This is a genomic window from Streptomyces sp. NPDC006798 (assembly GCF_040635975.1).
In the GTDB taxonomy this organism is placed as follows: domain Bacteria; phylum Actinomycetota; class Actinomycetes; order Streptomycetales; family Streptomycetaceae; genus Streptomyces.
The window spans coordinates 1-19,468 of the sequence record NZ_JBEYIS010000027.1; the positions used below are offsets into that span (position 1 = coordinate 1).

Consider the following 19,468-nt stretch of genomic DNA (forward strand, 5'->3'; position numbering starts at 1 on the left):
AGGCGGAGTCGGCCCGGACGATGGTGATCTCGGGGTGCATCAGGCGGAGACCGAAGAGGACTCCTTTCGCGGCGGCGGCATCGCGCAGGCCGGCGCGGACCGCATCCGCGTCCCAGCGGGCAGAGCGCAGGAGCCGTTGCATCGCGTCGGGATGCCGGTGTCCGCAGTGCTCGGCCAGCGACCAGCAGTTCTTGCGCTCCACGTCCGAGAGCAGTCCGGCGACGAACGCCCGGGCCGTGGTGCGTGGTTCGACCCGGGCGAACCGGCCCGCCACCTTGGCCATCACGTCCCCGAGCACCGATCGCCACCGGTCAGGGTCTATTCTGTGGCTCGCGGCCACCGTCCGATCTTGAAGAGTCCACACACCTCACCAAGATCACGCGGTGGCCGTACCGGTGCCCTCCGCCTGCCGCTGGAGCGTCAGTCCCGCCATCTGTCCCGGAACAATGAGGTCAGCCGCTCCGTGAAGTGGTGCCGCCAGAGCCACCACGGAAGCCGTCGGTGGGCAACGAAGGACCACAGGTCGTCATCGGCTTCGTTGCCACGTGGGCAACCGCGCAGGAGATCGAGAGATCGTCGATCGACGGTCCGATGCAGACGGGCGACGTGGGCCAGAGCGATGACACCTTGGCGGCGGACCTCCGGGTCCTGCGACTCCAGCGCCTTGACGACTCGGGGCAGAATCGCGTCCGCGTCCGCATAGTTGAGAGCGAGCGCGATCACAGCCACCCCGACGAGCGGCTCGCTCCGGCTGAACGCGGCATCGACCTCCTCCGGCCGATCGGTCCAGCGCAGCGTGGAGCCGTCCTGCCAGTTCAGGACGGGTGCCGGGTCGACAGGGCCGCTCTCATCAGGGTGCACGGCCCGACCCTACCGAGCCGCACCCGCAGGAGCCCCCGATAAACGAGCCACCACTCGCGCACCCGACCCACGACGCCTCAACGTCCCCATCTCGAAGTGCGACTGGAGTACTAATCCCCGTCCATGCGCACCGGCCTCCCGGCCTGGAGAAGAGGGATCAGCTGGGTGACGTCGTTGCGATTGCCGCCGGTCAGGTGGCGCCGAGCAGAATGCCGGTGGCGTCGGTGATCAGATGATGCTTACTGCCGGTTCTGCCCCGGTCGACAGGGCTTCGTCCGGTCTTGGCTCCTCCTTCAACGCCCGGATATGGGAGCCGTCGACCGCCGCGCGGGAGAAGTCCAGGGCGTTCGCGCTGCGGAGCTCGGCGAGGAGGACCTCGTGCAGCCGGGGCCACACGCCGGCCCCGGTCCACTCGGCCAGGCGACGCCAGCAGGTCATGCCCGACCCGAAGCCGAGCTCCCGCGGAAGGTGTTCCCAGGAGATCCCGGTGTGCAGGACGAACAGGATGCCCTGGAACACCAGCGAACTCCTGCTGGCCAGCGGAGGCCCCTACGGCGGGGTCATACTGCATCACTCTTGCCACTTTCGGCACCAGCGCGGACACCGATCTGGTCTGCAGATACCTGATCGCTACTTGCCTCAACCCGACCTCGTCTGGGACCAGACCTTTGCCCTCAGCACACTGCTTCACCTCGATGCCGTCCTCGGGACCGCGCGAGCATCCCGATACCTTGCCGCCGGTGGCCTGTGGCAGCAGTGGACCGATGCCACGTCGAACATGGTGCGGGATCCGCAGGAGTACCGGCAGGTCGTGGACCAGCTCTGTTCCCTCGCCAGCGAGTGCGCTGAACTCTTCGCCAGAATGGAAACCAGGCGCTGATCCTCCCAGCCTGACCGCTGGACGCCGACCGCTTCGGACCCCTCGGTAGAGTCTGGGCAATGACAGGAAACCAGGGCCGCTGGCCAAAGATCGACCAGGATGGTGGCATCGAGGACGTGACGCTGCTCATCCTGGAATGGCTGGGCGAGCAGGGCGTGAATGCCATGATCAGGGTGGACGCGGAGCGGGTGGCTGATAACGCGCCAGCGTGGACGTTCGCCGCCAGCGGAGGTCCCCTGGAGCACGGCATGCGCGCTGATGGGAGAACCGTACAGCAGTGCATGTCCGCCGCCCTCTCCCAGCTGCGCGAAGCCGGGTTGACTGTTCCGTTTTGATCTTCGTTCGCCAATTGCTTCGATCACGGCGATGCTCTCCTAGCCTCTGTGGTGCCTGCCGGCTGGCGGACGCCCGGCATACCGAGTTCGACAGCGATCGACTGTCTCTTGACGAGTGCGTCGACCTGGGCGAGCTTCTCCTCGGCGCCGGCAAGGCTGACCTTGAGTCCTTCGACCTCGCCGAGCCAGCCCTCGCGTTCGGCTCCGGCGATACGGGCGATGAGGTTGTCGCGGATCTCCTCGATGCGGGAGCGTTGGTCCGGGTCCGGCCTGAGGAGTGCACATCTGACACAAGCGTGCTCATGAACACACGGGCACCGCGCTCGAAGGGTTCGCTAGAGACGGTAGTGGCGGTACGTACTTCTTCCGCGGTGAAGGCGGTGAGGAACGTCCCATCGTCTATGCAGACTCCGAAGGACGTGCCGCTCTGGTTGCCATGGGCCTGCCCGAGCTGGTCCGGCTGCTGCTGACCGTCCCGTGGTGGCACGACTGCCAGGCCTTCACGGACGAGGAGAGCAGGGAACTCGAGGCCGAATACCTGGAAGACACACCAGATCTCGTGGTCCAGCAGAACTACGCAGCCGCGGCCCTTGGCCTCAGCCTGCCGGAACGTGCGGAGGCACTATCCCGTCTACGAGAGATCGCCACCCAGGCGGGAGACGAATTCCTTCCGATCCTCACGTCGCAGGGCCACAGCTACGAGCCGCTCTTCACGCCCTGAGACACAGACCGCGAACTCAGCCACAGCAAAATCCCACCACACAAACCAACAACTTCCGTCCAGCAGCTCGCGCCACGCCAAGGCAGGGCAAGGCGGCTGATGCCGTCATCAACTGGAGTTGCCGCCGGAGGATTCGTGCCGGCCCCGGAAGAACCAGTTGGCCAGTTCGTCGATTCGTTCCAAGCAGTCCTGGTAGTAGATTTCGGGTTTCGGCCGGGGAAAGTTCGTATGAGCGGTCCACTGCGGGCCCCACGTCGCGGTCTCGTAGAATCCGTCGACCAGCCACCGATCCAGTTTCTGGTCGCCCTGGCACTGCTCGCACGCCGATCGCATCGCCCTCTCAAGACGAGTAAGGCGGCCCGGTCCCGCACCAGATCCTCACGTAGCCGCAGCAGGAAGCTCCCTTCCTCCGCGTCGAACTCCCGCTTCAAGACCTCCATGCCCTCGTCCATGAACAAGATCATGACAGGCCCTGAACAAGGTCTCGTGACCAGCCACCCGGTCGACAGGCCGACCACTCCGGAAGCACGGCAGACGGTCATGTGATATCCGGTGTCCGGACTCGGAGCAGGATCTGATCAACGCGGTCCGCCACTCACACTCCCGGAGGGGGCGGGCGGGCCGGGGGTGCTCTGCGTCGGGGATCACGCGTGGATGGCTGATCGCGTTTCTTTCGCTGTTCCCGCGTCGGTGTTCGAGAGGCGGCGGGTGCCCGTGTTGGTCGGGGGCCCTGTGACGGGGAGTTTCGAGGTGGGAGGCGCCCGCGTCGTGATAGGACCGGCCGGAACGCTGGTCATCGTGGAGGCGGGGGACGCACCGGGCCGGAGCGGTGTGTGGAACGCCAAGGAGGTCCGGCTGATCGGGCCGGCGGCGGATGACGTCATGGATCGGCTGACGGGGCCGTTCCACGGCTGGAACGAGAATCAGTGGCCGATTCATCTGGCAGTCCGGTCGGATGAGGAGATCCTGTATCTGGGGACCGCGCGGCTGGGCAGGGCCTTCCTCTCCCAGGGTGTGCTGACCCGGTGTGAGCTGCGCTTGGACATGCCCCTGGCGACGAGTGCCCTCGACCGGGTCCGGCCGCGACTTCCGGAGGCCGGGCTTCCGGGCCTGGAATGGCTCGGGCATGTCGGCGGTGACCGTGCCACGGCGCTGGAGCTGTTCATCACGGGGTGGCATCCCGTGGGCGTGCGCACCTCCGAACCCCTCCCGGTTTCGACGGCCGCGCTGCCCGTCGGGCTGAGGCGGTTTCACCGGCTTGCCGAGGAGCGTCCGGAGGTGCTGGGTGTTCAGAACGGGATCCTGCCCGTGCCGGTGTCGCGCCCGACCTCCTTCGGGGACATGCTCGTCTTCGGGACCGAGAACCAGGGTTGCTTCGACTGGGCTGTGCGACCGGGCGACGGTGCGGAGGATCCGGTCGTCTGGTTCCTCGATCCCGACGAGGAGCCGGTAGCGGAATACGAGCCCCTGAGCGGTTTTCTGATCCAGTTCACCCTCTTCGAGGCGTCCATGGGGGCCGAGTACTCGGCTGAGGCCCGGAGCCTGACGGCCGGGCAGACCGATCGGCTGGTCCGTCCATTGAGTCCGGTGCCGCTCCGTCCGTTCTGGCCGTGGGTACCCACCCGCTTCTTCGTGGCACCGGGACTCGTTCTGCATGTCGGTGACGGAGGCGACGGAACCTTCAGTGTTTGTGCTGGCGCCACGCATCGGAGCGCTTTGGCGCCGCTGGGTGGTCACACCGGTGTCGACTGGGCCGTCTTCGACGGCTGACAGAGCGGGCGTTCCGGTGGGCGGCTCCGCTTCGGCCGCTCTCCGGGGTTCGAGGACTCGCGGTGTGTGGTGTGTGGCGGCTGAGGCGTGGGCCTGTGGGCGGGTTGTGGTGTTGCCGACCTCTGCGGCGAACCAGGTGCGGCGGCCGACGGTGAGGCGGTAGGACAAGGGCCATCGGCGAAGGAAGCGGAGGGATGGTTATGGACGTGGTGTGGCTGGTCGTGGTGGTCGCGGTCGGCTCGGGTGTGGGGGTGCTGTGGCAACGCCATCGGTACCCGGGTGGATGGGCGTTCTCGTTCAGTCGCTTGTACCGGACGGAGCGGCTGGCTTTGGCCAAGGCCCGTGGCGCCGCGCGTGAGGTCGTCCTGCGGGCCGCGCGGGCGGAGTCCGCCGCGCTGGCGGGGGTGACGTCGGCCGATGCCGCCCACGAGGCCCGTCTGCACCGGCTGGAGCAGCGGTTGGCCGGGTTGCGTCACCCCGGGTCCGGGGCGCGGCTGGGCAGTCTGGGGGAACTCGACCTGTTCCAGCACGTGGTGATGGTGAACTCCGCCGTCGGTTCGCGTGCGTTCGAGCTGGCCGGGCTTCATGTGCGTTTCGAACCGGGGCGGAAGGTCCACTCCATCTACCTCACCGACGCCGCGGGGCGAGTGCATCGCGCGAAGTACTCCCTTCAAACCCCTGCCGGGCCTGACGAGGAGCAGTTCGACGAGGTCACGGTGGGTGACTTCGCCGTTCTCGTCCAGAACGCGGTCGCCGATGAGAACATCGCGGATGCCCGCAGGCCCCGGCAGATCGAGAAGACCGAGAAGGAACTCCAGGAGGCCCGGGTGGACACCCGTGCCCTGGACGCGGCACGGGACCGGCTTCGGGACACACGCCAGCGCAACCGGCGTGATCCGCGGCGCAAGAGCGCGGAGTCGGAGCTGGAGACGGCGTCGCGGGTGTGGGAAGGGCTCACCGGTCGCGTGCCTCCCCGCTGATGTCGTGTCCCGGGGCCCGGTACTCGGATTCCGGGCGGGAAGGTGGCGGTTCGGCCTGCTGTCGGTGTACTCGTGGCGGTGCACCACGGGGGTACGGAGAGGTCCGTCCCAGCCGGGGTAGGTCAGGAATGAACAGTCTGCGGGATGGGGCCGGGCCGGCAGGCTGCACTCGTGGCCCTCAACGGTGCCTGGACGCCGGTTGGGCCGAAGCCGCCCCCGTGCAGACCAGGGAGGCTGCCGTTCTCCCGTGCTGGTGGCCTCGGAACCGGCCCCGTCTCCCCCGACTCTAGAGGCAGGGTCCGACACGCCGGGCCTCAAGCGGCAGCCTCAGGCCGCGGTCTCAGGGAAGACGGGCAGGTGGGGCTGGTAGGAAATGGAGATGACTACCGGTGGTCTCGACCCGATGGAGCGTTTCCCGCGGAACGCGCCTGTGAACGTCTGATCTTGGAACTCGTCCGTCGGCTCGACCTCGGCGAGCCGAGGTACGGTCTCCGGCCTCTTCGTTCCCGACGGGGTCTGGGACTGGCCATACGACCGGCGGCGGATCGAAGGCCGGGAGGCTCTGCGCCAGTACTTCGGCTCTCGGCCGGTGAATCGGCGGCTGTCCCGGCGCATGTGCACGAACATCCTGGTCACCGACGATCGAACCGCCGACCATGAACCACGCCCTTGTTCGCGCGACCTCTACACGTCGCGCACCGCGAGCAGTTCGATCGCCGCCCCGGATGACTCCAGCAGGGGCGATGCGGCAGAACGCCGGGGATCCGCCCGGTAGGCAGCGAGATCCTCACTGTCGGGAAAGGTTATGAGGTGCGCCTCGACCTGATCGTCCAAAGTGCGAAGCCGACGCTCAAGACTTCCTCCGTACTCGGCAAGGAGCGGCAGGACCACGCCTTCATAAGCGTCGAACGCGCCCAGGCCCCCTTCAGGCAGCCGCGCGAGCATCAAGTAGGTGACGGCCATGGCTCCCTCGTAGCGGTCCGTGACAGTGATCTTCCGAGCCTACGGGAGTACACGTCTCGACGTCGCCTGTCCGCCCACCGGCTTCGCGGGCGCGGGGGCCGGGTCCCGGTGATCAGCCGGCGGTGAGGACTTCCTCCTCTTTTGATACGGGCGTGGGCGGTGCGGCGGAGCCGCGCTTCAGGGTGAGTGCGACGAGCAGCCCGGCGGCCATCGCCGCCGCGGTCAGCAGTACGACGAGGAATTCGCCGTCGGCTGTGGCGACTCGTAGCGCCTCGCCGGTCTTTCCGTCGGTGCCGAGGTCGGCGATGACCGTGAACACCGCCAGGCCGATGGCGTTTCCGATGTTGAGTGTGGTGGAGGCGATGCCATTGGCAACGCCCTGTTCATGTGCCTGGGTCCCGGTGGCGGAGGCGATCCACATGGACGTCCAGACGATGCCCTGTCCCACGCCCGAGACCACGAGTCCGGGCACGAGCAGTCCGTATCCGGCGTCGGCTCCGAATCCGAAGGCCAGCCCGGCCGTGCCGATCACTCCGATCACGAAGCCTGTCAGCAGCGTGTTGCGTACACCGGTGCGGGTGCTGAATCGCTCACCGAGCTGGGTGCCGGCGGCGATGGCCACCGAGGGAATGAGGAAGCCGAGTCCGGTCTCCAGGGCGCTGTAGCCGTGGACGGTGTGCATCAGCACGGTGAGGAAGTACGGCAGGACTCCGAACGTCGCCATGTAGATGAAGGTGATGGTCATACCGACGGTGAGGTTGCGGTTGCGGAACAGCCGGAACGGCATCAGCGGGTCGGCGCTGCGGGCCTCTACTACGGCGAAGACCGCCAGCAGGATGACGGCGAGTGCGAAGGACCCGGCCACCACGGGGCTGTCCCAGCCCAGTTCGGGGCCCTCGACGAGCGCGAAGACGAGCAAGGTGGCGCCCATGGTGACACTGATCGAGCCGGGGAGGTCGAATGCGCGGCGCTCACCGCGGGCGGGGTCGCGCGGGATCACGTAGAGGGCGGCCAGGGCGACCAGTCCGGCGAGGGGCACATTGACGAAGAACACGGCGGGCCAGCCGAAGTTCTCGGTGAGCACACCGCCGAGGAGGGCGCCGAGGGTCAGACCGCTGGCGCCCGCGCCGCCCCAGACGGCGAGCGCCCGGTTCCGCCTGGGTCCCTCGTCGAATTGTGTGTTGATCAGCGCGAGGGTGGCCGGGAGCAGCAGTGCGCCGCCGATGCCTTGGACCGCGCGGGCGGCGATGATGACCCCCGAGCTGTTCGCCAGGCCGCCGGCCAGTGAGGAGACCGCGTAGAGGGCCAGGGCGAGCACGAACATCCGGCGCCTGCCCAGCAGGTCCGCCGCGCGCCCTCCGAAGAGCAGGAAGCCGCCGGCGAAGACTACGTAGGCGCTGATGACCAGTTGCTGGGTCTGGCCTGGGAAGCCCAGGTCCGAGCCGATTTCGGGGAGTGCGACGAACACGATGTTGAGGTCGAGCGCGTAGATCAGTTGTGCCAGGGCCAGCAGGGCCAGGGTCCGGCCCGAGCGCTTTCCGGCGTCTGTCGGGGTCTGCTCCGGTAATGCGGATGAAATGGACATGGGTGTGCGCTCCCTCTGTCGGGTCCGAGCGGTGTTCCGGGTGGATGCCGCTCCACCCGGAAAGACTGTACGTATCTTTGCGTACATACGAACAGTGGGCAAGCTCGGTCCGGCGCGCACTCCGCTTCGGCACACGGCGGCACAGTTGGACTGTCGCGGTACGGTGGGAGCATGACTCCCCGGCATCCAGACCGTGACCAGATCCGGATCGAGAGCGTGTTGTCAGCCCTGGGGAGCCGCGTGCGACTCGATGCCGTCCGGGTGCTCGACGCGGGCGGAGAGCACAACTGCGGCAGCCTCCTGGGAATCCTCGGCGTGACCGCGAAATCGACCATGACACACCACTGGCGGGTCCTGCGGGAGAGCGGTGTCATCCGGCAGCGGCCGTCCGGCCGGGAGAACCTGCTGTCCCTCCGCCGCGAGGACCTCGACGCGCGCTATCCCGGACTGCTCGACGCCGTCCTGACCGGCGCCCTCCGCGACGACACCGACGACGCGGCCACGTCTCCGGCCCCGGCCCGCCGCTGACCCGGCAACGGCCTCCGGCCACCGCCACCGCCCCACCGCGGTCACCCACAACACCCGCTCACGGAACCGCCAGCGCGCCGCCCTGGTCCGGCCGGCGAGGGCCCCCGGGGCAGGGCCCAGACGCGGCAGCGCGACGGGCACGGTCCGCGGCGCGAGACCGCGGACCGTGCCGGTCAGGCCGGCGTCATGGCGTGGCGCAGGACGAGCAGGGGGTGCCGCCTTCGACGCGGACGCCGTCGATGACGGCGCCGTTCGGGGCCGTCGCGCCGGTGGTGCTTGCGAAGGCGAGGGTCGTGGTGGGGTTGGTGGCGACGAAGGTGGGCTGCCGGCGGACGTAGCCCATGGCGGCGCAGGTCTTGCCGGTGACGCCGACGGAGAAGTCCTGGAAGTTCTGGCCGTCGACGAGGACCTTGCCCGTCTTGAGGGCCGGGGCGTCCAGGGGGTTGTAGGTGATGGTGCAGGTGGCGCCGGGGGTGGTGGTGAACGTCTGGGATACCGCGCCGATGCCGTTGAGGTCGACGGACTGGTCGCCCTCGGCCGCCTGCCGGGTTCCGGCGCCGATCAGGCCGACGGCGCCGTCGGTGACCTGCCAGGGGCCGATGAGCCGTCCCGGGAAGTAGGGGGTGAAGAAGCCGGCGGGCGCGGTGGGGCATTCGAAGCTGCCGTCGTGGAAGCGGGCCGGCTGTGTCGAGGCGATGGTGGCGGTTCCGGCTCAGGCGAGGAGGGCCAGGGCGGTCACGGCGCCAGTGGCGGTGGCGGAGAGCCGCGGGCGGGGCACGAGGTTCCTCCCTGGCACGGATACGAGTGGCGGGGCGCGCGATCGCGAGGGCGCGGGGACCCAGGCTGGGGAGCACGCGGGTTCGCGGGCAGGGCGCGGGGCAGGCCGGAAGCAGCGCCCGCGCGCACGGGAGCGGAGTGGTGTACGTCCCCGCACCCCCGGAGACGTAGACGGTGGCGGCATCGGCGGCGGGCCGGGGTCGCCGGGACGGTTTCTGGTGTCAACTCCATTGTCAGAGTGGCCTGTTGAATGAAGGGGAGTTGTTTATGGCTATGGCCGAGTTTCTTGTCGGTGGCGATCTGGAAGTGCGGCGGCTGGGGTTCGGGGCCATGCATCTGCCGACGGAGCCGGGTTGCGACCGGGAGAACTCGCTCGCGGTCGCGCGGCGGGCCGTGGAGCTAGGGGTCGGTCTGATCGACACCGCGTTCATGTACGGCGCCGGCGCCAATGAGGAGCTCCTGGCCGAGGCTCTGTACCCCTACCCGGACGGGCTGCTGGTCACCACCAAGGTCGGCGTCTCGGTCACGGAGTCGGTCGACTGGAAGCTCGACGGGCGGCCGGAGGTGCTGCGGAATCAGGTCGAGGCGGCCCTGCGGCGGCTGCGGGTCGAGCGGATCGAGCTGCTGCAGTTGCACCGGGTCGACCCGGAGACGCCGCTCGCCGACCAGGTCGGCGCGCTGCGGGAACTGCGGGCCGAGGGCAAGATCGGCCGGATCGGGCTCTCCGAGGTCACAGCCGGGGAACTCGCCCGGGCTCGGGAGATCGTGGAGATCGCGACCGTACAGAACCGCTACAACCTGCTCGACCGTGAGCACGAGCCGGTGCTCACGGCGTGCGAGGCGGCGGGGATCGCGTTCCTGCCGTGGCGGCCCGTGATGTGGGGTGATTCCGGTACGCGGGCGGAGATCGCCGCCGTGGCCGCGGAGGTCGGCGCGACGCCGACCCAGGTGGCGATCGCCTGGCTGCTGGGCCACTCGCCGGTGATGGTGCCCATTCCGGGTACCGCCCGGATTCCGCATCTGGAGGAGAACGTCGCCGCGGAGGGGCTGGTGCTGTCCGGGGCTCACCGCGATCGTCTCGACCGGTTGGCGCCGCTGCCGGGGTAGAGGCGCGCGGACGGTGGCGGGGCGGCGTTCGCGAGATCCGGGGCGGCCGGGCCGGAGGCCGGTCCGGTTGCGGGTGGGAGCCCCGGTCCGCCGTATCCGGCCGGGGTGGGCCGGTCCTCGGCCGGTCGGCTGGTGCGGGTGGGTCAGCCGCGGGTGTCGATGGTGCGGTAGCCGCCCTCGATGACGTCCGCGTCCGGTGATGCGACGGCGCACTTCCCCACTTCGGGGGTGCCCGCCGCCGTGGGGGCGGTGATGCCGATCCGGGTGGGCGCGGTGCCGTCGGCGGGGATGTGGAAGCTGAGCCCCATCCGGGCCGGCGGCCGGCGCTCCAGGAACTCCTGCCAGTACGGTCCGGCCGTGACGATCCGGCCGGTGACCGCCGCTTCGGAGCCGTCGACCCGGACGCAGTCGACCGCGAAGTCGCCCCAGTTGAAGATCGGGGGGCGGCCGTCGGACCGGGGTATGAGGTGCTGGATCCGGAAGGTGCCCCAGGAGTGTGCCGCGGCTCCGTTCTCGCTCCGCGGCCCGACGAGGCCGCGGGCGTCGACGTGGATCCGGATCTCCTCCTCCTTGATGGGGTAGTCCACCCGGGCCCATCCCCTGACGCCCACCAGAGCCGGTGCCGCGGCCGCCGTGACGGCGGGGCGTTCGGCCGGTTGTCCGGTGCCGGCGGCGGCCGGGGGGCCCGCCACGCCCATCAGCGCGACGGCGACGACGAGGGGAACCGCGAATCGCATGGGTGATGTCAGCATCGTGGCCTCTCCGAGGCTCAGCGGGTGTTCGGATATCTCGATCCTCCTGGGCGTCCGGGCCGCCGCCGTCAGACCCAGGAACGAACCACCGCTCCCCCGCGCGGCGGAGCCGCGTAGGCCGGCGCGGCGGCGGAGGCCGAAGGAAATCCCCACACGGCACGCGGGCGGCCGGAGTTAGAGTCGAACTCATGGGCGATCAAATACGGGATGTCGTGGTCCGCAGGGCCGGGCACGGGGATGTGGAGGGGCTGGTGGCGTGCAGCAGCGCGCTGTTCGCCGAGGACGCGGGGACCCGGGATCCGCAGATCGACATCGGGTGGCCCGGGGAGCACGGCGCGGCCCGGTTCACCGAGGGGGTGGACGATCCGGGGCGGCTGCTGCTGGTGGCCGATCACCTCGGTGAGGTCGTCGGACATCTCGCCGGGGCGCTGGTGGAGCCGTCGGCGATGCGGCCGGTGAGGACGGCGACCCTGGTCAGCATGTACGTACGGCCCGCGTTCCGGGGGCAGGCGGTCGGGGAGCGGCTGGCCGGGGAATTTCTGCGGTGGGCCTCGGCGGCGGGTGCCGAGACCGCGGAGGTCACGGCGTACTCGGCGAACGCCGGCGCGGTCCGGTTCTACGAGCGGCAGGGGTTCACGTCCCGGACGGTGACCCTGCGGACGGATCCGGGCCGGTAGCCGCCCGCCCGCAGCAGGCCGCGCGGCGCCTTCTCCCCGGCGGTGGACTCGTCGCGTACCGGCTCACGGTGATGACGAAGGAGTAATTCACCGGGTGATGACCCGGGGGGCGGTCCGGAGCCGCCACCGGCACCCGGTGACCGGTCCGGGCCACCTCGCCCGGTGCCGGAGGTCCGGGGCCCGTGGCCCGGGGAAGTATCGCTCCACCCCCTTCGCGATACAGGCACCGCCGGTCATAACGGTCCCCCGTCCGGCCCGGCAGCGGCACGGCCGCGGTGGGCTCGCCGGCGGCAGGCCGCGCCGCAGTAGCGGCCGGGCGGCCGGTGGGGCGGTGCGGTAGCGGGGTGCGGTAGCGGGGTGCCGCAGGCGGCGCAGCGGACGTCACGGAAGTCGGCCTGTTTCGTTACGGGTTCGGCGGGCCGGAGGGTGTCCAGGTTCCGGTGTACGAGGCGGAGGGCGGCGGCCCGGTCGGGGTGGGCGCCGAGGAGGGCGGCGCAGCCGATGGCGAGGGCGGTGATGTCGTCGGGGCCGAGGTCGGCGCGGATGCCGCCGGTGTGCTGGGCGGCGTGGAGGAGCGCGGTCAGGGTGCGGCGGAATCGCCGGGTCGAGGCGGTGAGCAGGGGGTGGGGCCAGTGTCCTTCGGCGGTGACGGCGTCGCAGACGTGCCGTCGGCCCCGGGATCGTTCGACGACGTCGTGGAGGAAGCCGAAGAGTGCCTGTACCGGCGGGTGGGTGGCGCGGTGGTGGGCGCCGCGGGCGGGCTTCGGGGCAGCGTCGGCGGGCTGATGTCGAGGTGTTGCGGATCGTGCGTCCGGGTTTGCTGACGCCGGCCGGTCGGCCGGCTGGCCGGGGCCGGTGGTCCGGGGGCGGCCGGCGGGCGCCTCGGTGTCGTGGAGCGGGGTGGGGGCGGCAGCGGTTGACGAGTGGGGTCGTCGTGTTCCGTGCGGGGCGGGGTGCGTACGGGCGCGGGGCGGTGCCCGTCCCGTACGCCGTCCTAGGTTCCGGTGGCGGCGCGCAGGCGTTGGAAGGCGGTGGGCGGGGTCCGGGTGCGGAGGTGGTGGATGATCGCCCGGGCGCATTCGTCGGCGGTGGTCTGCGAGGTGTCGCAGACGATGTCGTAGTCGCCGTGGGCGTGGACCTGTTCGATCTGGCTCGCGGCGAGGCCGGGCGGGCGGTCGCCGCGGGCTCGTTCCCGGCGTTCCAGTTCCGGCCGGGGGCAGTGGACGCCGACGAGGACGACGTCCTGGGGGCGGAAGAGGTCCAGGCAGTCGCGCAGGCGCCAGGGTTCGCTCAGGACGTGGTCGACGATGACGGTGTTGCCCGCCGCGGCCATGCCCGCGACGGCGCGGTGGTAGCCCCGCCAGGTGCGGTGGAGTACGGCGGCGAGTTCGTCCGGTGGGAGTTCGGGGGCGGAGCGCATGGCGTGGAAGGCGTCGACCGGCAGGTGGAAGCAGGGCTCGCCGAGGCGGGTGGCGAGGGCTCGGGCGATGCTGCTCTTGCCGGAGCTGGAGGTGCCGTTCAGGAAGACGATGAGGCCGCCGGGCGGTTGCGGGTGGTGTGGTGCCGTGGTGATCGCGGGTCCCCTCCTGTTGTCGCCGGGTGGCCGGGGGGCTTCCCGTGGCGGGCGCGGTGGTTTCCGGTGTGATCGTCAGTAGATCATGGCGGTCCGGCGGGCCGGTCAGTCCTTGTCGGTCTCGGGGCAGGCCGGGGTGTAGCCGCGGCCGGGCAGGTAGTTCCGGTGTTCGCGAGGGGTGAGGTCGCGGTTGACGGCGCGGCAGATCTGGCTGATGGCCTGGGTGGCGGTGGGGAAGGAGACCGCCCACAGGCGGATGGTGCCGTGGGAGCCGCCGGTGGCGAGGGTTCTGCCGTCGGGGCTGAAGGCGAGGGCGGTGAGCGCGGGGTCGGTGGTGATGAAGCTTCGGCGGGCCTGGCCGGTGGCGACGTCCCACAGGTGGACGTAGTCCTGGCCGCTGAGGGCGACGCGGAAGAGGTAGGGAGCGCGGAAGCCGTTCATGGCGAGGGTTCTGCCGTCGGGGCTGAAGGCGAGGACGACGGAGGGCTGGGTGTGGCGGAGCAGGGTGCGGCGGAGGGTTCCGGTTCTCGTGTTCCAGAGGCGGACGGATCCGCCGCCGGTGGCGAGGGTGGTGCCGTCGGGGCTGAAGACGAGGTCTCCGGTCTCGGGGACGTTGAGGGTGTGGCGGGTGGTGCCGGTGGCGAGGTCCCAGAGGCGGACGGCGCCGGCGCCGTCGGCGGCGAGGGTGGTGCCCCGGGGGTCGAAGACGAGCCGGCCCACCGAGGGGGAGGTGAGGGTGCGGCGGAGGGTTCCGGTGGCGGTGCGCCAGATTCTGACGGTGTGGCCGCTGCCGGTGGCGAGGAGGGTACCGTCGGCGCTGAGGGCGATGGCGCTCGGCGGTGGTCCGGGGTGCCGCAGGGTGCGGCGGGTGCGTCCGGTGGTGGTGTCGGTGATCCGGACGAGACCGCGGCGGTCGGCGTAGGCGAGGGTTTTCGCGTCGGAGGCGAGGGTGACGGCGGAGGCGGCGTCGAGGTCGGTGCGGATGTGACGGAGGGTGTTGGTCCGGTTGTTCCAGACGTGGATGCCGGAGGTGCGGGGTGGTTTGGCGAAGCGGCCGGGGGCGAGTCCGGTGGCGGCCACGGCGGTGTTTCCGTCGCGGGTGAAGGCGAGGCCGCCGATGCTCGTTCCGCGGGTGGGGATGGCGTGCCGCTGCTGGTTGAGGGCGCGCCAGAGGCGGACGGTGCGGTCGGTCGCGACGGTGGCGAGGGTGGTGCTGTCCCGGCTGAAGGCGAGGGCGGTGAGGCGGCCTTCGTGGCCCACCATGACGGCGTAGACCATTTCCTCCGATACGTCCCAGAGCCGAACGGTGTTGGTGAGGGTGTCGGCGATGGCGAGGGCTTTGCCGTCGGGGCTGAAGAGGTTCCACTGGGGGCTGCCGGCGAATCCGGGGAAGGTGGCGTCGATCCGGCCGGTGGTGGTGGACCAGATTCTGGTGGCGCCGTCCTGGTGTCCTACGGCGAGGGTGCGGCCGTCGGGGCTGAAGGAGAGGGGGGTGTTCCGTTCCGTTGTCACGTTGTTCCGGGGGCGGGTGGCGTCGCGGGTGAGGACGCGGGCGCGTCCGGTGCGGGTGTCGACGAGGCGGACGGTGCCGTCGGCGGTGGCGGTGGCGAGGGTGGTGCCGTTGAGGGCGAGGGCCGTGACGGGGGCCGGGTGGTCGGCGGGGCGGGGGGTGCGGACGCGTCCGGTACGGGTGTCCCAGAGGATGACGGTGCCGTCGGCGCCGGCGCCGGCCAGGGTGCGGCTGTCGGGTGAGTAGGCGAGGACCTCGACGGTCCCCCGGTGGCCGGTGAGGAGGGCGCGCTGCCGGCCCGTCGCGGTGTCCCGCAGGGCGACGGCGGGGCCGGCGGCGGTGGCGGACGTCAGGCCGTCGGGGGCGATCCGCAGGGCGGTCGCCGGGCCTGCGGGGCCGGGGTGGGTGAGGTCGCGGCGGCCGGTCCTGATCCCGTAGACGCGGGTGGTACGGGCGTCGGCGGCGTAGGTCACGGACTCCAGGTCCGGGGCGAGGGCGGCGAGGGCGGTCGGCGCGGCGTCGACCCGGCGCCGGCTCTCGAACGGGTACTCGGCGATCCGGTAGAGGCTGCCGGTGGCTTCGGCGGTCGGGCCGAGGCGGTAGGCGTGGACGGCGAGCAGGGAGGCGAGTTCGGGGTTGCTCTCGAAGAGGGCGATGGTCTGGGCCGTGAGCTGCCGGGCGAGGGCGGAGGACTGGGCGGCGATGATGTTGTCGCGCTGGCGGGCGATGTCGCGGCTCTGCTGCCAGGCGGTGAGACCGCCGGCCAGGGCGAGGACGAGGAGGACGGCGAGCATGCCGATGAGCCGCCGTAATCGGCGTTCGGCCCGGACCCTGGACCGTACCTCCTGGTCGCGGGCGGTGGTGCCGGCGGTGAGGAAGGCGTGTTCGGCGGGGGTGAGGCCGTCGTGGGGCGGGGGGAACGCCTCCTCGGCGGCGGCGAGGCGGGTGCCTCGGTAGAGGGCGTCGGGGTCGCGGCCGAGTTCCTCCCAGGCGGCGGCGTCGTCGGTGAGTCTGCGGTGGGCGACCAGGCGGGCGCGTTCCTCGTCGATCCAGGACCGCAGGCGGGGCCAGGCGGTGATGAGGGCTTCGTGGGCGAGGTCGGCGGTGTCGCCGTCGAGGGTGACGAGCCGGGCACGGGCGAGGCTTTCGAGGACGGCCGCCGCGCCGTGGGCGCCGATGTCCTCCAGTTCGGACCGGGGCGCGGGACGCCGGGTGTCCTGGGAGCCCTGGCCGGGGGTGATCAGCCGGAGCAGCATATGGCGGGCGGAGCGGCCCTGTTCGGGGGTGAGGCGGGTGTAGGTCTCCTCGGCGGTGTCGGCGACGGCGCCCCGGACGCCGCCGACGGCCTCGTAGGCGGCGAGGGTGAGGGTACGGCCCCGGCGGCGGCGCCATACTTCCTGCAGGGCGTGGGACATCAGGGGGAGGGCGCCGGGTTCGCCCGCGGTCTCCTCGACGATGCGGTCGGTGAGTTCGCGTTCGACGATCAGTCCGGCGGCGCGGGCGGGGCCGACGACGGACTGGCGCAGTTCGGTTCGGGTCATGGGTCCGACGAGGAGATGCGCCTCCCGGAGGACGTCGACGAGTTCGGGGTGTTCGGTGCAGTGGCCGTAGAAGTCGGCGCGGACGGCGACGACGGCGCGGAGTCCGCTGCCGGGGGCGCGGGCGGCGAGCAGCAGGTCGATGAAGCGGGCGCGTTCGGCGGGGTCGTGGCAGAGGGTGAAGACCTCTTCGAACTGGTCGACGACGATCACCGTGTCACCCGGTCGCGGACGGCCGGGTTCCGGTTCGCCGGGGGCGGTGGGGGGCCGCGGGGTGAGGACGGGGGCGTGGGTGGCGGCGGGCCGGGCGCCGGGGGTGAGGATCCGGATGCCGGAGCAGGAGGGGGCGGATTCGCCGTCGGAGGGCTGCCGGAGGCGGGCGATCAGGCCCGCCCGCAGGAGAGACGATTTTCCGCTGCCGGAGGCGCCGGTGACCATCACCAGCCGGTGGGCGGCGAGCAGTCCGGTGAGGCCGGTGACGAGGGTGTCACGGCCGAAGAAGAGGTCGTGGTCGCCGGGTTCGAACCGGGCGAGTCCCCGGTACGGCGCCCCGGAGGCGTCGCGGTGGACGACACGGGCGGTCCGTTCCTCGACGGCGTCGGCGGCCCGTCGCCAGTCGGCCTCCCAGGTGTCGGGGTCGCCGCCGCACACGGTGGCGTAGGCGAGGGCGACGGGGAGCGAGGGGAGTTGTTCGCCCGCGGCGGCCTGGGACAGGGTCGTGACGGAGTATCCCGCGCGGCGTGCCATGTCCCGGTAGGTCATGCGGCCGGCGGATTCCCGCAGCTTCCGTAAGTCGTACGCGAACCGCTGGACCGGGCCCGCTTCCGGGTCGACCGGTACCTCTCGGCGTCCCGCCATGACATACCCCCTTGTCAGTGGCCCGTATGCGCACGAGCCCCCCGGGGCCCATCCGACACTGCCGGGCGGGGTCTCGCCAGACCATTGTTCGGACAGCTCGAAGTCGGCTTCTCGAACAATGTGCAGGACTGTTGCATAGGTGGCGGAGCCGGGGTTCACGGCTCCGCCACGGTGCGGTGAGGACCGGACGGGGGCACGTACGGCCGGGGCGCGGGAGCGTCGTGAGATCACCGGCCGGCGCGAACGGTCGTTCCGCCGTGGGGCGTGTGAGACCACCCGGCCGCCACGGGGGCGGCCGGGTGGAACGCGTGGTGACGGGGCTCGCGGGCGCGGGCGCGGTCGGGCGCGCGGGCCGGGGGCCTCGGGGCCGCTCGGTCCGGGAAGGGGCTGATGGTCGTGAACAACCTCATGGGTCCGGAGACCGTTTCGACGCCGGAGGAGCTGGTCGCGCGGATGCGCCGGTTGAAGGACGAGTCCGGGTTGACGTACCGGCAGATCGCCGCGCGGGCGCGGGATTCGGGGGACGTCCTGCCGTCCAGTACGGCGGCGGGGGCGCTGGCCCGGGGCACCCTGCCCCGGGCGGAGCTGCTGGCCGCGTTCGTCCGGGCCTGCACCCGGGACGAGGAGGCGGTACGGGAGTGGCTGCGGGCCCGGGACGGGGTCGTGGCGGGGGTGCGTGAGGCCCCGGCGGGGGCGGGCGGCGCGGCCCGTACGGCGCGGAGGGCGGGCGGCGCGCCGGGGGCCGGGCGTTCGCGGTGGAGCCGTCCGCTGGCCGCGCTGGCCGTCACGACCGTCTGCGGTACGGCCGCCTGGCGGATTCTGGTCCACTCCGCGTGATCCCCGGGGTGGACGCGGCCCGCGAGGCGGAGTCGTGACGGGAGCCCGGCGGTCCGGCGGGCGGGGTCAGCGGGCCGGACGGGGGCGGTCGTCGCCGTCCGGCCCGGGGGTGAGGACGCGGCGCAGCCAGCGGAGCCGGGCCTCGCGGGCGTCCCGGCTGATCGCGGCCTCGGGGGCGAGGCTGTCGAAGCCGTGGCAGGCGCCGGGCCAGACGTGGAGTTCGGCCCCGCCTCCGGACCGCCAGACGGCCTGGGAGTAGGCCACGACCTCGTCGCGGAGGGTCTCGGCGGATCCGACGTCCAGATAGGCCGGGGGCAGTCCGGAGAGGTCGGTGGCGCGGGCGGGGGCGGCGTGGGGCGGCAGGTCGGGGGTGCCGTACCGGTCGCCGAGGTAGGTCTGCCAGGCGGTCGCGGCGGAGATCCGGTCCCAGGTGTCGGTACCGGCCATCTGGTGGCTGGAGAAGGTGTCGCCCCGGTCGTCGAGCATGGGGCAGAGCAGGAGCTGGCCGACGGGGGCGGGGCCGCCCCGGTCCCGGGTGAGGAGGGCGAGCGCGGCCGCGAGTCCTCCTCCGGCGCTCTTGCCGCCGATGACGATCCGCCGGGCGTCGATTCCCAGCCGGTCGGCGTGTTCGGCGCAGTGGACGAGTCCGGCGTAGCAGTCCTCCAGGGGGCCGGGGTAGCGGGTCCGGGGGGCCAGCCGGTACTCGGCGGAGACGACGGCGAGTCCCAGCGGGGCGGCCCAGGCGCGGAGGACCGCGGGGAGGACGGAGCGGGCATTGCCCATGATCAGTCCGCCGCCGTGCAGGTAGTACAGAAGCGGCCGGGGGCCGGTGAGTCCGGCGGGGCGGGCGATGACCAGGGGGACGTCGGGGGCGCCGGACGGTCCGGGGGCCTGGATCTCCTCGACGGTGAAGAGGCCGTCGGCGCGGAGGTCCCGGAGGGTGGGTGCCGGGCGGGTCGCGGCGTCCCGTTCCTGGCGGGCCGCGAGGTTCTCGGGGGTGACCGGTTCGGTGGTCCGCTCCCCCGGCGCCGCGAGGGCGGCGGACAGTTCGGGGTCGAGGGGCGGCGGCGCGTGGGGCTTTCCCGGCGGGAAGGGGCTGTTCCGGGTCTCCGCCACGGCCCGGGGGCCGGGCGCGGGTATGTCGGCGGGCACTTCCGTTCCTTTCGCTCGGCAACCGGCGACCGGCGACCGGGGTTGGGGCCGGGGGCGTACGGCC

19 protein-coding genes and 2 pseudogenes are annotated in these 19,468 nt (G+C 71.7%); 10 read left to right on the forward strand and 11 right to left on the reverse strand.

The window, feature by feature from the left end:
• The 3 genes and pseudogenes from ABZ714_RS19625 to ABZ714_RS19635 form a co-directional block, all read right to left on the reverse strand.
• Nucleotides 1–283, reverse strand: a 283-nt coding sequence (locus ABZ714_RS19625; RefSeq protein WP_358826598.1) for a transposase, incomplete at its 3' end; no start/stop codon positions are given.
• Nucleotides 284–420: 137 nt separating this feature from the next.
• The gene (locus ABZ714_RS19630; RefSeq protein ID WP_358826527.1) at nucleotides 421–861 is read right to left on the reverse strand and encodes a hypothetical protein; all 441 of its coding nucleotides are present in this window, start codon (nucleotides 859–861) and stop codon (nucleotides 421–423) included.
• A gap of 140 nt (nucleotides 862–1,001) precedes the next feature.
• Nucleotides 1,002–1,404, reverse strand: a pseudogene (locus ABZ714_RS19635) (transposase); the annotation flags it as partial.
• On the opposite strand from ABZ714_RS19635, the gene ABZ714_RS19640 reads away from it, so the two are divergent.
• The 6 genes and pseudogenes from ABZ714_RS19640 to ABZ714_RS19665 all read left to right on the forward strand — a co-directional run.
• Entirely contained in the window at nucleotides 1,367–1,741 is a 375-nt protein-coding gene (locus tag ABZ714_RS19640; protein WP_358826528.1) for a DUF6000 family protein, read from the forward strand. The pseudogene ABZ714_RS19635 and the gene ABZ714_RS19640 overlap by 38 nt on opposite strands.
• 59 nt (nucleotides 1,742–1,800) lie before the next feature.
• Nucleotides 1,801–2,076 carry a hypothetical protein gene (locus tag ABZ714_RS19645; protein WP_358826529.1) on the forward strand — a complete coding sequence of 92 codons (276 nt, stop codon included), beginning with the start codon at nucleotides 1,801–1,803 and terminating at the stop codon, nucleotides 2,074–2,076.
• 436 nt (nucleotides 2,077–2,512) lie between these two features.
• Entirely contained in the window at nucleotides 2,513–2,797 is a 285-nt protein-coding gene (locus ABZ714_RS19650) for a hypothetical protein (RefSeq protein WP_358826530.1), read from the forward strand.
• Between the two features lie 654 nt (nucleotides 2,798–3,451).
• The gene (locus ABZ714_RS19655; protein WP_358826531.1) at nucleotides 3,452–4,567 is read left to right on the forward strand and encodes a hypothetical protein; all 1,116 of its coding nucleotides are present in this window, start codon (nucleotides 3,452–3,454) and stop codon (nucleotides 4,565–4,567) included.
• A 206-nt stretch (nucleotides 4,568–4,773) separates the two neighbouring features.
• Nucleotides 4,774–5,547: a hypothetical protein gene (locus ABZ714_RS19660; RefSeq protein ID WP_358826532.1), complete on the forward strand. Its 774-nt coding sequence runs from the start codon at nucleotides 4,774–4,776 to the stop codon at nucleotides 5,545–5,547.
• Between the two features lie 379 nt (nucleotides 5,548–5,926).
• Nucleotides 5,927–6,184, forward strand: a pseudogene (locus ABZ714_RS19665) (nuclear transport factor 2 family protein); the annotation flags it as partial.
• A gap of 47 nt (nucleotides 6,185–6,231) precedes the next feature.
• Here ABZ714_RS19665 and ABZ714_RS19670 read toward each other — a convergent pair.
• Both ABZ714_RS19670 and ABZ714_RS19675 read right to left on the reverse strand, forming a co-directional pair.
• On the reverse strand, nucleotides 6,232–6,510 hold the full coding sequence (locus ABZ714_RS19670; RefSeq protein WP_358826605.1) for a hypothetical protein: 279 nt from the start codon (nucleotides 6,508–6,510) through the stop codon (nucleotides 6,232–6,234).
• Between the two features lie 112 nt (nucleotides 6,511–6,622).
• On the reverse strand, nucleotides 6,623–8,095 hold the full coding sequence (locus ABZ714_RS19675; RefSeq protein WP_358826533.1) for an MFS transporter: 1,473 nt from the start codon (nucleotides 8,093–8,095) through the stop codon (nucleotides 6,623–6,625).
• Between the two features lie 171 nt (nucleotides 8,096–8,266).
• On the opposite strand from ABZ714_RS19675, the gene ABZ714_RS19680 reads away from it, so the two are divergent.
• Nucleotides 8,267–8,623: a helix-turn-helix transcriptional regulator gene (locus tag ABZ714_RS19680; RefSeq protein WP_358826534.1), complete on the forward strand. Its 357-nt coding sequence runs from the start codon at nucleotides 8,267–8,269 to the stop codon at nucleotides 8,621–8,623.
• Nucleotides 8,624–8,807: 184 nt separating this feature from the next.
• Here the strand turns inward: ABZ714_RS19680 and ABZ714_RS19685 are convergent, their stop codons facing one another.
• Nucleotides 8,808–9,320 (reverse strand): DUF642 domain-containing protein, encoded by a 513-nt coding sequence (locus ABZ714_RS19685; RefSeq protein ID WP_358826599.1) that lies wholly within the window; start codon nucleotides 9,318–9,320, stop codon nucleotides 8,808–8,810.
• A gap of 353 nt (nucleotides 9,321–9,673) precedes the next feature.
• Between ABZ714_RS19685 and ABZ714_RS19690 the strand changes: the two genes are divergently transcribed.
• On the forward strand, nucleotides 9,674–10,507 hold the full coding sequence (locus ABZ714_RS19690) for an aldo/keto reductase (protein WP_358826535.1): 834 nt from the start codon (nucleotides 9,674–9,676) through the stop codon (nucleotides 10,505–10,507).
• A gap of 143 nt (nucleotides 10,508–10,650) precedes the next feature.
• On the opposite strand, the gene ABZ714_RS19695 is transcribed toward ABZ714_RS19690, so the two are convergent.
• Nucleotides 10,651–11,259: a hypothetical protein gene (locus ABZ714_RS19695; RefSeq protein WP_358826536.1), complete on the reverse strand. Its 609-nt coding sequence runs from the start codon at nucleotides 11,257–11,259 to the stop codon at nucleotides 10,651–10,653.
• Nucleotides 11,260–11,447: 188 nt separating this feature from the next.
• On the opposite strand from ABZ714_RS19695, the gene ABZ714_RS19700 reads away from it, so the two are divergent.
• Nucleotides 11,448–11,936, forward strand: a complete 489-nt coding sequence (locus tag ABZ714_RS19700; RefSeq protein ID WP_358826537.1) for a GNAT family N-acetyltransferase — start codon at nucleotides 11,448–11,450, stop codon at nucleotides 11,934–11,936.
• Nucleotides 11,937–12,169: 233 nt separating this feature from the next.
• Here ABZ714_RS19700 and ABZ714_RS19705 read toward each other — a convergent pair whose 3' ends face one another.
• The 3 genes from ABZ714_RS19705 to ABZ714_RS19715 form a co-directional block, all read right to left on the reverse strand.
• On the reverse strand, nucleotides 12,170–13,015 hold the full coding sequence (locus tag ABZ714_RS19705) for a hypothetical protein (RefSeq protein WP_358826538.1): 846 nt from the start codon (nucleotides 13,013–13,015) through the stop codon (nucleotides 12,170–12,172).
• Nucleotides 12,931–13,509, reverse strand: coding sequence for an AAA family ATPase (locus tag ABZ714_RS19710; RefSeq protein ID WP_358826600.1), 579 nt, complete (start codon nucleotides 13,507–13,509; stop codon nucleotides 12,931–12,933). The genes ABZ714_RS19705 and ABZ714_RS19710 overlap by 85 nt, the downstream gene beginning before the upstream one ends.
• A 105-nt stretch (nucleotides 13,510–13,614) precedes the next feature.
• Entirely contained in the window at nucleotides 13,615–17,415 is a 3,801-nt protein-coding gene (locus tag ABZ714_RS19715; RefSeq protein WP_358826539.1) for a helix-turn-helix domain-containing protein, read from the reverse strand.
• Nucleotides 17,416–17,805: 390 nt separating this feature from the next.
• On the opposite strand from ABZ714_RS19715, the gene ABZ714_RS19720 reads away from it, so the two are divergent.
• A complete protein-coding gene (locus tag ABZ714_RS19720) occupies nucleotides 17,806–18,252 on the forward strand; it encodes a hypothetical protein (protein WP_358826540.1) in 447 nt (148 codons plus the stop codon).
• A 66-nt stretch (nucleotides 18,253–18,318) separates the two neighbouring features.
• On the opposite strand, the gene ABZ714_RS19725 is transcribed toward ABZ714_RS19720, so the two are convergent.
• Nucleotides 18,319–19,299 carry an alpha/beta hydrolase gene (locus ABZ714_RS19725; RefSeq protein ID WP_358826601.1) on the reverse strand — a complete coding sequence of 327 codons (981 nt, stop codon included), beginning with the start codon at nucleotides 19,297–19,299 and terminating at the stop codon, nucleotides 18,319–18,321.
• Between the last annotated feature and the right edge of the window lie 169 nt (nucleotides 19,300–19,468).

Excerpts from the sequence above, each read along its gene's own strand:
- ABZ714_RS19700 (WP_358826537.1), top strand. The coding sequence starts at position 11,448 with ATGGGCGATCAAATACGGGATGTCGTGGTCCGCAGGGCCGGGCACGGG.
- ABZ714_RS19720 (WP_358826540.1), top strand. The coding sequence starts at position 17,806 with ATGGTCGTGAACAACCTCATGGGTCCGGAGACCGTTTCGACGCCGGAG.
- ABZ714_RS19715 (WP_358826539.1), bottom strand. The coding sequence starts at position 17,415 with ATGGCGGGACGCCGAGAGGTACCGGTCGACCCGGAAGCGGGCCCGGTC.
- ABZ714_RS19705 (WP_358826538.1), bottom strand. The coding sequence starts at position 13,015 with ATGCGCCCGGGCGATCATCCACCACCTCCGCACCCGGACCCCGCCCAC.
- ABZ714_RS19670 (WP_358826605.1), bottom strand. The coding sequence starts at position 6,510 with ATGGCCGTCACCTACTTGATGCTCGCGCGGCTGCCTGAAGGGGGCCTG.
- ABZ714_RS19640 (WP_358826528.1), top strand. The coding sequence starts at position 1,367 with ATGCCCTGGAACACCAGCGAACTCCTGCTGGCCAGCGGAGGCCCCTAC.
- ABZ714_RS19675 (WP_358826533.1), bottom strand. The coding sequence starts at position 8,095 with ATGTCCATTTCATCCGCATTACCGGAGCAGACCCCGACAGACGCCGGA.
- ABZ714_RS19690 (WP_358826535.1), top strand. The coding sequence starts at position 9,674 with ATGGCCGAGTTTCTTGTCGGTGGCGATCTGGAAGTGCGGCGGCTGGGG.
- ABZ714_RS19655 (WP_358826531.1), top strand. The coding sequence starts at position 3,452 with ATGGCTGATCGCGTTTCTTTCGCTGTTCCCGCGTCGGTGTTCGAGAGG.
- ABZ714_RS19695 (WP_358826536.1), bottom strand. The coding sequence starts at position 11,259 with ATGCTGACATCACCCATGCGATTCGCGGTTCCCCTCGTCGTCGCCGTC.
- ABZ714_RS19645 (WP_358826529.1), top strand. The coding sequence starts at position 1,801 with ATGACAGGAAACCAGGGCCGCTGGCCAAAGATCGACCAGGATGGTGGC.
- ABZ714_RS19680 (WP_358826534.1), top strand. The coding sequence starts at position 8,267 with ATGACTCCCCGGCATCCAGACCGTGACCAGATCCGGATCGAGAGCGTG.
- ABZ714_RS19650 (WP_358826530.1), top strand. The coding sequence starts at position 2,513 with ATGGGCCTGCCCGAGCTGGTCCGGCTGCTGCTGACCGTCCCGTGGTGG.